This is a genomic window from Variovorax sp. HJSM1_2 (assembly GCF_049316285.1).
Lineage (GTDB): Bacteria > Pseudomonadota > Gammaproteobacteria > Burkholderiales > Burkholderiaceae_C > Rhodoferax_B.
In genome coordinates, this window is sequence record NZ_JBMOXA010000011.1 from 131,004 (window position 1) to 143,310 (window position 12,307).

A 12,307-nucleotide genomic window follows, 5' to 3' on the forward strand; every position below is an offset into this window, starting at 1 on the left:
CGACAAAGCGCATGCGCGGAAGTCACGGGCGTGACCAGTTTCAAAACAAGGCGGTGATGCCCACGTTGACGGCATAACCACCCACGGTCAGCAGCAGGTACAGCCAGCCGGCCAGTTGCAGCGGCCGCACGCCCGCGCGCCGCAGGCTGCTGGCGCGGGTACGCAAGCCCATGGCGGCCATAGCGGTGGCCAGCAGTAGTGTGTCCAGCTGCACCAGCGCGGCCACCCAGGCGGCTGGCAGCAGCTGTGCCGAGTGCAGGCCACTGACGGCTACGAACAAAAAAGCAAACCATGGCACTTGCACCTGGCGCCAGCTGCTGCGTGTTTGTGGGGCAGAGCCGCCGTGCAACGACAACACCAGCAGCACCGGCGCCAACAGCATCACGCGCAGCATTTTCTCGACCACCGCCGCTTGCGCCGCTGCGGGACCAATGCTGTCGCCCACCGCGACCACCTGCGCCACCTCGTGGATGGTGGAACCCGCAAACAGGCCAAAGCTGTGTGCACTCAAACCCAGGTAGGGGTAGGCCAGCGGATACAGCAGCATAGACAAGGTGCCAAACACCATCACGGTGGCAATGGCCATGGACACCTTGTGTTCGTCGCCGCGCACCACGGGTTGTGTGGCCATGACCGCAGCGGCGCCGCAAATGGCGCTGCCGGCGCCGATGAGCAAGGCCGATTGCCGGTCCAGGCTGAGCCAGCGGGTGCCGATGAGTATGGCCGCCCCAAGGATCATGGCCACCATCACCACATTGATCCAGACACCGGGCCAGCCCACGCCGGCGATGTCGTGGAACGAAATCCTGAAGCCATACAGCACGATGCCCGCGCGTAGCAGCGTGCTGCGCGCGAAGTCCACACCCCGGTCCAGCGATTGCGACGCTCTGGGCGGCAGCACCGGCAGCACGCTGTGCCCCGCCAGCATGCCCAGCGCAATCGCCAAGGTCAGTGCGCTCAAGCCCATTTGCTGCATCGCCGACCCCTGCGCCAGCAGTGCTGCGAGTCCGGCCAGCGCGGCGGCCAGGCCCAGGCCCGGGAGAGCTGCCTGCGCCCAATGGCGTGGTGAAAAACGAGGTATCAGGGCTAGGGCGGCGGCATGAACAGACATGCAGCGACTGTAGAAACAGTCAAATAATGAGTCAAAGACATAAAATTCACGAATGCATGAAGTTAAGTTATGCGGCTGAATCTGCACCTTTTGCGCTTGTTTGTCGCCGTGGCCGACAACGGCAGCTTTTCGCGCGCCGCCGAGGCGCTGTGGATCAGCCAGCCTGCGGTCTCCAAGGGCATTCGTGAGCTGGAGCATCAGCTCGACCTGGTGTTGATCGAGCGCGGCGCGGGCGGTGGCCGCAATGCCGCCGCCAAGGGGTTGCGTTTAACAGAGGCCGGTAGCTCGCTGCTGGCGCATGCGCGTGGCATCTTTGCGATGGAGCGGGCCGCCATGGAAGACGTGCGCGCCCGGGTGGGGGTGCAGCGTGGCAGCCTGGTCATAGGCGCCAGCACCACGGTGGCCAGTTACTGGCTGCCCGAAGCCATGGCCGCTTTTTGCCGGCAATACCCGGACATCGTGCCGCGTGTGCTGGTGGGCAATACCGAATGGGTGTGTGCGCAGTTGCTCGAATGCAGCATAGACCTGGCCCTGGTGGAAGGGCAGGTGGACGACGCGCAGCTTGACCGCATCGAGGTGCGGCCCTGGAAAGACGAACCCTTGACCATCGTTGCCGCGCCGGGCCAGGCGGCAGATGCACAAACACTGGACCAGGCGCGCTGGATCATGCGTGAACCCGGCTCCGGCACACGCCAGGCCACCGAGGCTTTGTGCGCTGCGAATGGCATCAGCGCCAAGCCATGGATGGAAATGGCCAGCAACGAAGCCATCGCCCGCACCGTGGCGCATGGCGCGGGTATTGCGATGTTGCCGCGTACCGTGGTGGCTGACTTGTTGGCCTTGGGCGCTCTGGTGGAGCTGCCGTTGCCAGCAGCGATGACGCGTGTGCCGTTGCAGCGGCCGCTGTACCAGTTGCTGCTGAAAGGGCGCCCGCCATCACCGGCCACGCAGCGCATGGTGGCGCTGCTGGGGTGACTTCCTAGCTCGCGGCCAGCACCTTGGCGAAGACTGCGCTGTCGACATTGCCGCCGCTGAGCGCCGCACCCACCACTTGCCCGTGTAGGCTGTCGCGCTCTTGCATGGCGGCCGCAAAGGCCGCAGCGCCCGCACCTTCGGCGACGTTGTGCGTGTCGGCAAAAATCCAGCGCATGGCCTGCGCCACCTCGGCATCCGTCACCTGCACGATGTGGTCCAGATGCGGCGCCATCAAGGCCAGCGCCTCGGCATCGGCGATGCGGCAGGCCATGCCATCGGCCAGTTGCGTGTTGACCGGCGCTTCCACCACGCGGCCCGCCGTCAGCGAGTCGGCATAGGTGGTGGCATGTGCGCTCACCACACCGACGATGCGCGCCTTGTGGCCCAGCGCGAGTTTGGCGGTGATGGCCGAACAGGCGCCCGAGCCCTGGCCAATCGGCACATAAATCACATCCAACTGCGGCACGGCGCGCATGAATTCCCACCAGTAGGTGGACACACCGCTGAGCAGGTCGGTGTGGAAGCTGGGCACCATGTGGGCGCCGCGCTCAGAAGCGAGCTGGATGGCGAACTCGCGCGCTTCCTGAAAGTCTTCTCCATGCTCCAGCAGTTGCACACCGAGTGCGCGCATGGCGGCATTTTTCTCGACCGAGTTGCCCTTGGGAACAACGATGGTGCAGGCAATGCCATTGGCACGCGCCGCCCAGCCAATGCTCTGGCCGTGGTTGCCGCGTGTGGCGCTCATCACCTCGCGTGGCAGGGCACCGCGCTGGCGCAGGGCCTCGAAGTAGGTCAGGCCGCCACGGATCTTGAACGCGCCCACTGGGGTGTGGTTCTCGTGTTTCAGCCAGCAATCGCTGCCCAGGCGTTCGCTGAGCAAGCCCCAGCGGTATTGCGGTGTGGCCTGGAACGAGCGGTAAACGGTGGTGGCGGCGGCTTCGATCTGGGCGAGCGTGTGCATGGGTTATTCAGGTCAGGTGGGAGGCAAGGCGTACGTCACCGCGTGGGGTGTGCAGCATCGTTGTGAGCTGCGCGGGGCCGGTTTGAATCTGTATGTGTTGCAAACCCAGCACGTCGAACGCCGCTTGCAAACGTGTGGCCTCGGGGTGTTGCAGTTGAATGCCTTGCAGCGTGACGCCGCTGGCCGGCATGTGCTGCGCCGGGTGCACACTGCCCCATTGGATGAGCGTGGGCAGGCAACCGTCGAACAGGCGCTGGCCATCGTCGCGCACGCTGATCTGCCATTCGAGCAGGCCGCGCGGCGTGGGGCGCGAGGCCGCAATCGATGGGCCTCGGTCAATGCCTTGTGCAGCCAACTTGGCGAGCGCATCGGTCAGATCAGGCACATTCGCCACCCAGTGGATGAGTTGCGGGCCGTGTTGTGCCACGCGCTCGCGCAAAGCCGCAGAATCCAGGTCAAACCAACGCTTGAGCGGCGCTGCACGTGCGGGGATTGCTTCATTATCGATAGCAATGATCTCGGCATAGGCGCGCGGAAACTGCGCTGTGGCGATGCTGAAAAGCCGGTTGTGTGTGCCCATCAGCGGGTGTGCGCCGCCAGGGCCGGGAGTGATGCCCAAAGTGGCTTCGCACCAGGCCACACCTTCATCCAGGCTGGCCGCGAAAATCACCAGGTGGTCGGGCTCGGGCCGCAGGCTCATAGGGTCACGTGGCCCTGTATGCAGGTGACCACTTCGCCGCCCACCCACACTTGGCCGTCAGCGTCGCGCAGCAGGCTCACATGGCCGGCACGTTCCAGGCAGGTGCCTTGTATGGCTTCGTAGTGCTCGGGCGCCAGGCCATCGGCCATCAGCCATTGCGCCAGCGATGCGTTGAAGCTGCCGGTGACCGGGTCTTCGGCAATGCCCGCAGCGGGGGCAAAGGCGCGTACTTCCATTTGACGCAGTTGCGGGCTGGCCGGTGAAGCGCTGGAACCAAACGCCCGGGCTTCACGGTTCGAGCGGCCGATGAGCGCGCTGCTGCTCGACACCTCGGGGTAGAACGCGGCCACCCCCACGTCGGCGTTGAGCTGCTTCAGTGCAAAAAAGTCGGGCTGCAATTGCAGCACGGTGTTCGGGTCGTCCACCAGAATGCCCATCCAGGCGGCGCCGTTGTCCAGCATTTGCGCGGCCACCACTTGCGCCGACTTCAGCCCCAGCGCGGCGGCTACCTGGGCCAGGTGCATGGGGCCGGGCGCACGGCGCTGCAGCGCGGGTGCGGCAAAGGCCAGCTTGCCATCCACCGGCTGAATCGCCACCAGGCCGGCAGCGCATTCCTGCACGATGCGTTTGGCATTGCGCGGCTTGGCGCCGGTTTGCAGCCAGGCGTGGCAGGTGCCCAGCGTGGGGTGGCCGGCAAAACGCATTTCGCCACCGGGCGTGAAGATGCGCACGCGGTAGTCCGCACCCTTGGCCGCGCCCTCGGGCGTGGGTGGCAGCAGAAAGGTGGTTTCCGAGAGGTTGGTCCAATGGGCGAAGCGCAGCATCTGCGCCTCGGTCAAGCCCTCGCCATCGAGCACCACCGCCAGCGGATTGCCGTAGTAGGCCTGGCCGGTGAAAACGTCGACCTGGGTAAAGGGTCGGCTGCGGGCGGAGGACGGGGTTTGCATGATCAGCTTCAAAAAGGTCAACGGAACAAAAGACTAAGTACAGACGAAGGTGAGCACACCTTTGGCGGCCTGGCGGGAATTCAGCGCCGCATACCAACGCTCCAGGTTAGGGCGCGGAGGCTGCTCGATCGGCAACTGGCGCCAGCGGTGGATTTCGCAACCCACCGGGATGTCGGCCATGGTGAACGCCGCACCGCCTAGATAGGCGTGTTGTGCCAGGTGTTGATCCAGCAGGTCCAACAGCGGCTCTATGGCTTGGATCGATTGCTCAATCACCGCGGGCTGGCGCTGTTCCTCGGGCACACGCACCAGCTGCATAAACGCCGGGCGCGCGGCCGGGTTGAAGCTGGTCTGCTGCCAGTCCATCCACTGCTCGGCCGCAAAACGCGCACCCATGGGCTCGGGGCAAAGTGTGCCCGGCGCATAACGCGCGCAGAGGTAACGCACGATGACGTTCGATTCCCACAGCCGCACGTCGCCGTCTTCCAGCAAGGGCACCAGGCCGTTGGGGTTGCGCTGCAAAAAATGCGGCTCGCGCACGATGCCATGCTGACCACCGGCATCGGTGCGCTGCAGGGTCAGGCCAAGTTCTTGGGCTGCCCACACGACCTTGCGGACGTTGATGGAGTTCAGCCTGCCCCACAGGTGCAGCATGCTTCAGGTCTCCAGGGCTGGTTCAGGCTTGGCAGAGCGTGCGGCCAGGTGCGCGCGAATGGCCTCGCCCAAGGCTTTGATGCCGATGTTGATTTGCTCGACGCTGGCCGTCACAAACGACAGGCGCATGGTGCGGCTGTCGGCGTTGTCGGCATAAAACGCCGCGCCGGGCACAAACGCCACGCCGCGCTCTACGGCTTCGGGCAGCAGCTTCACGGTGTCCACACCTTCGGGCAGGCGCACCCACAGGAACATGCCGCCGGTGGGCGTGTTCCATTCGGTGCCGGCGGGCATTTCGCGTTTCATCGCGTCCTGCATGGCTTCGCACTGGCGCTTGTACAACGCGCGGATGGTGGGGATGTGTTCGTCGAGGAAGTTGTTCTTGCTGACCTCGGCCACCATGCGCTGCGTGAAGCTTGGGCTGTGCAGGTCGGCCGCTTGTTTGGCTTGCAGGATCTTGGGCATGATGGCCGCAGGTGCGACGATGTAGCCCAGGCGCAGGCCAGGGGCCAGGACCTTGGAGAACGAACCCAGGTAGATGCAGCCCTCAGGGTTGCGTGCGGTCAGCGGCGCCGCCGGGGCCTGGTCGAACCACAGGTCGCCATAGGGATTGTCTTCGACCAGCGGCACACCCAGCTTGGCTGCGGCGGCCGACAGCGCGGCGCGGCGCGCTTCGCTCATGGTGCGGCCGGTGGGGTTCTGGAAGTTGGGCAACACGTAGAAGAAACGCGCGCCCTCGGCCTTGCGGCTGAAGTCCTCGATGTCCACACCTTCTTCGTCACAGGCCACGCCCACCACTTTGGGCTCCATAGGAGCGAAGGCTTGCAGTGCGCCCAGGTAGGTCGGGGTCTCGACCAGCACCTTGCTGCCTTCGTCGATCAACACCTTGGCGACCAAATCAAGGCCTTGCTGCGAGCCGGTGGTGATGAGCACCTGCGAAGGCGACACGTCCCACGGCAGGCGCGAGGCGACCAGTTCACGCAGCGGGCCAAAACCTTCGCTGGCGGCGTATTGCAGCGCGGCTTGTGCGTCCTCACGCAACACCTTGTCGCAGGCTTCGCGGAAGGCTTCGACGGGAAAGGTCTTGGGCGAGGGCAGGCCGCCGGCAAAGCTGATGATGCCGGGTTTTTCGGTGACCTTGAGGATCTCGCGCAGCACCGAGGGGTTCATTTTTTCGGCACGTGCCGACAGGGTCCAGTGGTTGGGTTTGTTGGGGTTCGACATGTTTTCTCCGAAAGACGTGGGCACAGTATCGTGCTTGTTCAAAAAAAATGGCTTTCAGTCAGGTATGCAACAGCGGATACAGCGACAGTACCAGTGCCAGAGCGGCCACGGCGTTGAAGATGCGCAGAAAGCGCGGCTTCTGCAAAAAGCGCCGCATGGCGCTGCCAAACACCGCCCAACTGCCTGAGCTGGGCAGGTTGATGAGGGCCAGCACCAGGCACATCAGCACCAACTGCCAGACCGAATGGTCAACCGGCAAAAACGTGGTGATGGCGCCCAGGCCCATGACCCAGGCTTTGGGGTTGACCCATTGGAAAGCGGCGGCCGCAAAAAAACCCATGGGGCGGCCGGCTTCAGCCGCGTTGCCCACCGGGCCGGAGTTGAGAATCTTCCAGGCCAGGTACAACATGTAGGCGCCGCCGACGTAGCGCAGCACGCTGTAGAGCATGGGAAAACGCTCAAACACCTGGCCCAGGCCCAGGCCGATCAGCAGCACCATGGCGCTGAAGCCCAGTGTCACACCCAGCATGTGCGGAATGGTGCGCACCCAGCCGAAGTTCACCCCCGAGGCCAGCAGCATGGTGTTGTTGGGGCCGGGCGTGGCCGAACTCACGAAGGCGAACAAGGCGAAGGCGATCCAGGTGTCCAAGCTCATGCGGCTTTCTCCAGGCGGTGAACGGGGGAAGGGGTTGGTGCCTGGCTCAGGCGTTTGCCGGCAAAAACCGTGGCCACCACGGCGAGGGCGAAGCCCACGGTGACCATGTCCAGCGATTCGCCCAGCAGCGGCACGGCGGCCAGGATGGAGAAAAACGGTTGCAGCAACTGCGTCTGGCTGACCCTTAGCGCGCCGCCCATGGCCAGGCCGCGGTACCAGGCGAAGAAGCCAATCCACATCGAGAACAGGCCCACGTACAACAAGCCGCCCCAGGCGCTGGCTTGCACGGCCTGCGTCGGCCAGTTGAGCCACGTGCCGGGCAAGGTGATGGGCAGCGCCATCACACACACCCAGCAAATCACACGTTCGGCGCCGAGCGCCGGCGTGACCTGCGCGCCAAACACATAACCGACCGAAGCCGCCATCACCGCGCCCACCAGCAACAGGTCGGCCCAGGCCAGGCCGAAGGGTGATGCGGCGTCGTGGCCGCGCAGCAGCGAAAACACCAGCACCAGGGCACTGCCGGCGACGGCGCACAGCCAAAAGCCCAGCCGCGCGCGCTGGTGCAGCACCAGGGCGGCCACCGCCGCCGTGGCCAGCGGCAGCAGCGCCGTGATCACCGCGGCATGGCTGGCATTCACGCTGCGCAGCGCAAACCCCAGCAGCAGCGGAAAACCGATGGCATTGCCCAGCATGGCCATGCCCAGCGACCTGGCCTGGCTGGCGCTGGGCCGTGGCGAGCGCGTGACCAGCAAAAAGATGGCCGACAGCGTGCCCGCCAAAGCGGCGCGCGCAAAGGTCACAAACCACGGCGAGAGTTGCGGCGCTTCCGTGGTGCCCGTGGCCAGCCGTGTCATGGGCAGGGTGATGGCGAACATGAAGACACCCAAGACGCCCAGCCACATGCCCAGGGTTTCGGGCTTCATGGAAAGTTTGGCGCGGCTGGGTGACGACATGGGAAAGACGGGGATTGGCTTGCGTTGGTGAGGGATGTAGTCTATGCTTTTAAGCAATACACAACCAATACAGTTGACCGTATCACACTGAGATCTGTACCGGCGGATCGATCAATACACTTCACCCGGTGTTCGGAGTTTGAGATGCTGATGAAAACCGACGCCCACTCGCTCACCGAGCAGTTGGCGGCCCACTTTGCCGAGCGTATCCGCAACCATTTGCTGGTGGCCGGCTCGCGTTTGCCATCGGTACGCCAATGTGCTGCGCAGCACCAGGTGAGTCCGTCCACCGTGGTGGCGGCCTACGACCGACTGCTGGCCGAGGGTTTGGTCGAAGCCCGTAAAAACCGTGGTTTTTTTATACGAGAAACGCCTTCTGCGCTGATGGCACAAGCGCGAGCAGCTACTAATTCAGAAGCACCACCGGTGTCGTCAGCACGCCCCAAGCCGGTAAATGCGGCAGCCTTGATGCGTGGCATGTTCCATGGGCAGAACGACCGCCTGCAGCCCGGCATGGGGGTGTTCCCGCCCGAATGGCTGGCCAACGATTTTGTGGCGGGGGCGCTGCGCCGCGCCGCCGCGCAGTACGCCGACCAGTCTTTTCAGTACGGCGACCCGGCGGGCAGCATAGAGTTGCGCCGCGCTTTGTCGAAAAAGCTCGCCGCCATTCATTTGCATGTGGGGCCAGAGCAGTTCATCACCACCGTGGGCGCCACCCACGGGCTGGACATCGTGAGCCGCACCCTGCTGCGTGCGGGCGACTACGTGATGGTGGAAGAGCCTGGGTGGAGCGTGGAGTTTGCGCGCCTGGCGGCGCTGGGCGCACGTATTCTGCCGGTGCCGCGGGGTGCCGACGGCCCGGACCTGGCGGTGATGGAGCGTTATTGCCAGGCGCATGCGCCGAAGTTGTTCGTCAGTGTGAGTGTGCTGCACAACCCCACGGGCCACAGCATCTCGCCGGGCAGCGCACACCGCGTGTTGACGCTGGCCAACGCGCACAACTTCTACATCGCCGAAGACGACACCTACAGCCATCTTGCGCCCGAACACGCCACCCGCCTGTGTGTGCTCGACGGCCTGCAGCGCACCATCTACGTCAGCGGCTTCGCCAAAATCCTGGCACCCGGCTGGCGCGTGGGCTACATCGCCGCGCCGCAAGAACTGGTCGAGCCGTTGATCGAGACCAAGCTGCTGGCCACGCTGTCAACGCCTTCATTGCTGGAGCATGCTCTGGCCTGGTGTATAGACCAGGGCCAGCTGCGCCGCCACGCCGAACGTGTGCGCGCCAAGCTCGACCAGGCGCGTGTGCGCAGCGTCAAGCTGGCGCTGGCCTCGGGTTGTACGCTGGCCTCGGAACCGGCGGGTCTGTTTGGTTGGCTGGACACCGGTGTGGACACCGACGCCTTGCTGCAGCGCCTGCTTGACCAGGGCTACATGATCGCCCCCGGTGCCTTGTTCCACGCCGAGCGCAAACCTTCTACGCTGATGCGTATCAACTTTGCGGCGACACAGGAGCCGGCTTTCTGGCAGGCGTTTGTGCTGGCGCGGGATGAGATGCGCGCGGGTTGAGCGCTAAAGCTTTTACTTCACCACCGGCTGCACCTTGAGCGTGACCAGCGTGCGCAGCAGCGCGCGGTTGGCGTCATCCATGGGCATATTGTGTTTGGCGCAGGTGGCGCGTATGGCGGCGGTGTCGTCGCGGCTTTGCGAGCAGGCGATGTCGAGTGCGGCCGCATACGGGCCGGTGTGGTTCACCGTGGCGTCGTAGATGCGGTCCGACAGCGGCAGGCGGCGCAGCAGCCCTGGCAGGGGCTCATCCAGCAGCAGGTTGAGCTGCGAGAAAAGGCCGCAGAGGTAGATGTCGCGGCGCAGGCTTTCTTCTATGCCGGCGTCCAGAAGGTGTTCCATCAGGCGCGCGCGCAGCACCATGGCCACCTTGACGGGGTGCATGTTGATGTCGTTCGAGGCCTTGGGCAGTTGCGCTGCCAGCCACTTCGCCAGCGAGCCATAACCCATCATCATCAAGCCGTGGCGCAAGGATGAGATGCCGGTGCGCAGACCTATGCCTGCGGAATTGACGTGCGCCAGGAAGCGATAGGCCAGCACCGGCTCCTCACCCATGATGGATTCGATCTGCTCCATCGACTTGTCGGCTTCCAGCCCCTTGATGATGCGCAGCATGGTGCGATGCTCGGGGGCAATGGCGTGGTGGCGGTGTGCGTGCAACACATCTTCGTCGGGCCAGTTGAGCAAGGCGAAGGCGTCGCTTTGGTCCAGGCAGTGCTCCATCAGCGGGCGGCTGTGGATGTCTTCGTAAATGTGGCCTGCGGTGACCGGGCTGCCGGCCGAGCGCACGGTCTGGCCGGCGCCGCCAGCGGCGCGGTTGGCACGCAGCGCGGCCGCGGCCTGCAATGCCGTGAGTGCCTGCTGGGGCGACAGCGTATGCATCTGGCGGGAGAAGCAGGGAGCGAGCGATGCATCCGGCTGGGCGTCCACCGCACCACGCCAGACCATGCGCAAACCACGCGCGTGTGCGGCGCGCACACGCTGCTCCATGGCGGCGTCATTCTCCAGCCAGCGCTGGGGTACTTCGATCCACAGCGTGGTGGTGTTGGTGGGGGCGTGCTCCAGCGCGTCGATCAGCAGTTCCACCGATTGCAGTGACAGCAGCAATGGCGGCGCGGTCAGGGTGCCGATTTCGGTCAGGGTATGCAGCAGATGCGGTGCGTCGACGGGCGCATTCGGCACCGCCTCGATCAAAAGCTGAATGCCTGCGAGTTCGCGGTCGCGGCCCCAGAGTGGCCGGTAACCCAGAGTGATGCTGCCGAGGACGGAAGGAGACATTTATGAGGGTGCGCTTTCAGCTGATGAAGTTGAACAACGAGAGTTTCTGGATCTGTGCGTACGACTGTAGCGCGGCCGAGTAAGCGGTTTGTTGCGTGGCCAGGTCGGACAGGCCTTGCACCATGTCAATGTCTTCGGCGCGCGAGCGGTCCGACTCCAGCTGAACCGAGCGGGTTTGCTGCAGCGCATCGATGCGGTCCACCCGGTTGAGCAGGTCGCCAGCGTAACCGCGCGAGGATTCGATGCGTGCCATGCCGGCGTCGATCTGTGTCAGCGCTTGGGTGATGCCGTGTGTCAGGTTGCCGGTGAGTGTGTTGGCCGTGGTGTTGGTGCCACTGTTGGCGCCGGCGTTGCGGATGTCGGCAATGGTCTTGTCGAGCACACTGAACACATCGGTCTTGGTGCTGTCGGTGATGGTGAAGTTGTCGCCGTTGGCGGGTGCGCCGCTGGGGGTGATGATCATGCCGTCGAACTTGATCGGTGTGCCCGAGGTGTAGGCAATATTCGTCAAGGGCGTCCCCACAGGATATTCAGCCGGTAAGCCGGTGGTGGTGTTCATGACGGAGTAGGTCGTGGCCTTGGTGGTCGGGTCCACCGTGAATGTAAGACTGTAGTCGTTGCCGGTCAATAAAGATGGGGTTTCCACCTGTCCCAGATCGACCCAGGCGCCGCCGGTGTTGGTGCTGGCGTAATCGACTGTGAACACACCATTGCCGGTGGGCACACTCATCCAGGCGGCCTGGCCGTCCAGCGTGGGCGACACGGACACTTCACTGCTGGGCTTTTGGCCCGGCGTGGCCAGGTATTGCGTGCCGGTGCTGGCATCGACAAAAGGTGTGGCCGAGCTGTTGAGGCCGCTGAACAGCGGCTGGCCGCTGCCGTCAGTCTTGTTGGTATAGCTGAACAGTTGGTCGCGCAGCGATTGCAGTTCCTGCAGCAGTGCGCTGCGCTCGGTGGCGCTGTAGCTGCCGTTGCCAGCGGCAACCACCTTCTCGCGGAAGGTTTGCAGCAGGTCGGTGGCACTGCCCAGCGTGGATTCAGCCATTTCCATGGAGTTGCGTTGCGCCGCCAGGGCGCGCTGCTCGGTTTCCACGCGCGCCATACGCGTCTGGGCACGTTCGGCCTGGGCAGCGGCGGTCGGGTCGTCGCTTGGGCGCACCACGCGCTTGCCGGCCGTGATGTGTTCTTGTAGGGTGGACAGGGTGCTCAGCCGGGTCTGCAGATTGCGGATGGCGGAGTCATAGGTGTTGTAAGAGCTGACGCGGGAGTAGGACATGAAA

Annotated in this window: 12 protein-coding genes; 2 read left to right on the forward strand and 10 right to left on the reverse strand. The window is 64.5% G+C overall.

Features of this window, described 5'->3' with window-relative positions:
• Positions 1 to 40: 40 nt before the first annotated feature.
• Positions 41 to 1,111 carry a YeiH family protein gene (locus tag ACFQ95_RS14365; protein ID WP_422831995.1) on the reverse strand — a complete coding sequence of 357 codons (1,071 nt, stop codon included), beginning with the start codon at positions 1,109 to 1,111 and terminating at the stop codon, positions 41 to 43.
• Positions 1,112 to 1,180: 69 nt separating this feature from the next.
• Here ACFQ95_RS14365 and ACFQ95_RS14370 point away from each other — a divergent pair, with 69 nt between their 5' ends.
• On the forward strand, positions 1,181 to 2,086 hold the full coding sequence (locus tag ACFQ95_RS14370; protein ID WP_422831997.1) for a LysR substrate-binding domain-containing protein: 906 nt from the start codon (positions 1,181 to 1,183) through the stop codon (positions 2,084 to 2,086).
• Positions 2,087 to 2,090: 4 nt separating this feature from the next.
• On the opposite strand, the gene ACFQ95_RS14375 is transcribed toward ACFQ95_RS14370, so the two are convergent.
• Genes ACFQ95_RS14375 through ACFQ95_RS14405 form a run of 7 tightly spaced genes read right to left on the reverse strand, consistent with a single transcriptional unit; the run spans position 2,091 to position 8,183 of the window.
• Complete coding sequence (locus ACFQ95_RS14375) at positions 2,091 to 3,047, reverse strand: threonine dehydratase (RefSeq protein WP_422831999.1); 957 nt, start codon at positions 3,045 to 3,047, stop codon at positions 2,091 to 2,093.
• Positions 3,048 to 3,054: 7 nt separating this feature from the next.
• Entirely contained in the window at positions 3,055 to 3,747 is a 693-nt protein-coding gene (locus ACFQ95_RS14380; RefSeq protein WP_422832001.1) for a VOC family protein, read from the reverse strand.
• On the reverse strand, positions 3,744 to 4,694 hold the full coding sequence (locus tag ACFQ95_RS14385; protein ID WP_422832003.1) for a PhzF family phenazine biosynthesis protein: 951 nt from the start codon (positions 4,692 to 4,694) through the stop codon (positions 3,744 to 3,746). Before ACFQ95_RS14385 ends, ACFQ95_RS14380 begins: the two co-directional genes overlap by 4 nt.
• 33 nt (positions 4,695 to 4,727) lie before the next feature.
• Positions 4,728 to 5,348, reverse strand: coding sequence for a glutathione S-transferase family protein (locus tag ACFQ95_RS14390; RefSeq protein WP_422832004.1), 621 nt, complete (start codon positions 5,346 to 5,348; stop codon positions 4,728 to 4,730).
• A gap of 3 nt (positions 5,349 to 5,351) precedes the next feature.
• Positions 5,352 to 6,572, reverse strand: a complete 1,221-nt coding sequence (locus tag ACFQ95_RS14395) for a PLP-dependent aminotransferase family protein (RefSeq protein ID WP_422832006.1) — start codon at positions 6,570 to 6,572, stop codon at positions 5,352 to 5,354.
• A 58-nt stretch (positions 6,573 to 6,630) separates the two neighbouring features.
• The gene (locus ACFQ95_RS14400; protein WP_422832008.1) at positions 6,631 to 7,227 is read right to left on the reverse strand and encodes a LysE family translocator; all 597 of its coding nucleotides are present in this window, start codon (positions 7,225 to 7,227) and stop codon (positions 6,631 to 6,633) included.
• Positions 7,224 to 8,183, reverse strand: a complete 960-nt coding sequence (locus ACFQ95_RS14405; protein ID WP_422832010.1) for a DMT family transporter — start codon at positions 8,181 to 8,183, stop codon at positions 7,224 to 7,226. Before ACFQ95_RS14405 ends, ACFQ95_RS14400 begins: the two co-directional genes overlap by 4 nt.
• A 144-nt stretch (positions 8,184 to 8,327) precedes the next feature.
• Here ACFQ95_RS14405 and ACFQ95_RS14410 point away from each other — a divergent pair, with 144 nt between their 5' ends.
• Positions 8,328 to 9,752 (forward strand): PLP-dependent aminotransferase family protein, encoded by a 1,425-nt coding sequence (locus ACFQ95_RS14410; RefSeq protein WP_422832012.1) that lies wholly within the window; start codon positions 8,328 to 8,330, stop codon positions 9,750 to 9,752.
• 12 nt (positions 9,753 to 9,764) lie between these two features.
• On the opposite strand, the gene ACFQ95_RS14415 is transcribed toward ACFQ95_RS14410, so the two are convergent.
• Positions 9,765 to 11,027, reverse strand: coding sequence for an HDOD domain-containing protein (locus tag ACFQ95_RS14415; RefSeq protein ID WP_422832013.1), 1,263 nt, complete (start codon positions 11,025 to 11,027; stop codon positions 9,765 to 9,767).
• A 16-nt stretch (positions 11,028 to 11,043) separates the two neighbouring features.
• On the reverse strand, positions 11,044 to 12,303 hold the full coding sequence (gene flgL, locus ACFQ95_RS14420; protein ID WP_422832015.1) for a flagellar hook-associated protein FlgL: 1,260 nt from the start codon (positions 12,301 to 12,303) through the stop codon (positions 11,044 to 11,046).
• Positions 12,304 to 12,307 lie beyond the last annotated feature (4 nt).

What these genes read in the sequence shown, in the direction of transcription:
- ACFQ95_RS14405 (WP_422832010.1), bottom strand. Translation starts at nt 8,183, where the DNA reads ATGTCGTCACCCAGCCGCGCCAAACTTTCCATGAAGCCCGAAACCCTG.
- ACFQ95_RS14365 (WP_422831995.1), bottom strand. Translation starts at nt 1,111, where the DNA reads ATGTCTGTTCATGCCGCCGCCCTAGCCCTGATACCTCGTTTTTCACCA.
- ACFQ95_RS14380 (WP_422832001.1), bottom strand. Translation starts at nt 3,747, where the DNA reads ATGAGCCTGCGGCCCGAGCCCGACCACCTGGTGATTTTCGCGGCCAGC.
- flgL (WP_422832015.1), bottom strand. Translation starts at nt 12,303, where the DNA reads ATGTCCTACTCCCGCGTCAGCTCTTACAACACCTATGACTCCGCCATC.
- ACFQ95_RS14370 (WP_422831997.1), top strand. Translation starts at nt 1,181, where the DNA reads ATGCGGCTGAATCTGCACCTTTTGCGCTTGTTTGTCGCCGTGGCCGAC.
- ACFQ95_RS14415 (WP_422832013.1), bottom strand. Translation starts at nt 11,027, where the DNA reads ATGTCTCCTTCCGTCCTCGGCAGCATCACTCTGGGTTACCGGCCACTC.
- ACFQ95_RS14385 (WP_422832003.1), bottom strand. Translation starts at nt 4,694, where the DNA reads ATGCAAACCCCGTCCTCCGCCCGCAGCCGACCCTTTACCCAGGTCGAC.
- ACFQ95_RS14410 (WP_422832012.1), top strand. Translation starts at nt 8,328, where the DNA reads ATGCTGATGAAAACCGACGCCCACTCGCTCACCGAGCAGTTGGCGGCC.
- ACFQ95_RS14375 (WP_422831999.1), bottom strand. Translation starts at nt 3,047, where the DNA reads ATGCACACGCTCGCCCAGATCGAAGCCGCCGCCACCACCGTTTACCGC.
- ACFQ95_RS14390 (WP_422832004.1), bottom strand. Translation starts at nt 5,348, where the DNA reads ATGCTGCACCTGTGGGGCAGGCTGAACTCCATCAACGTCCGCAAGGTC.
- ACFQ95_RS14395 (WP_422832006.1), bottom strand. Translation starts at nt 6,572, where the DNA reads ATGTCGAACCCCAACAAACCCAACCACTGGACCCTGTCGGCACGTGCC.
- ACFQ95_RS14400 (WP_422832008.1), bottom strand. Translation starts at nt 7,227, where the DNA reads ATGAGCTTGGACACCTGGATCGCCTTCGCCTTGTTCGCCTTCGTGAGT.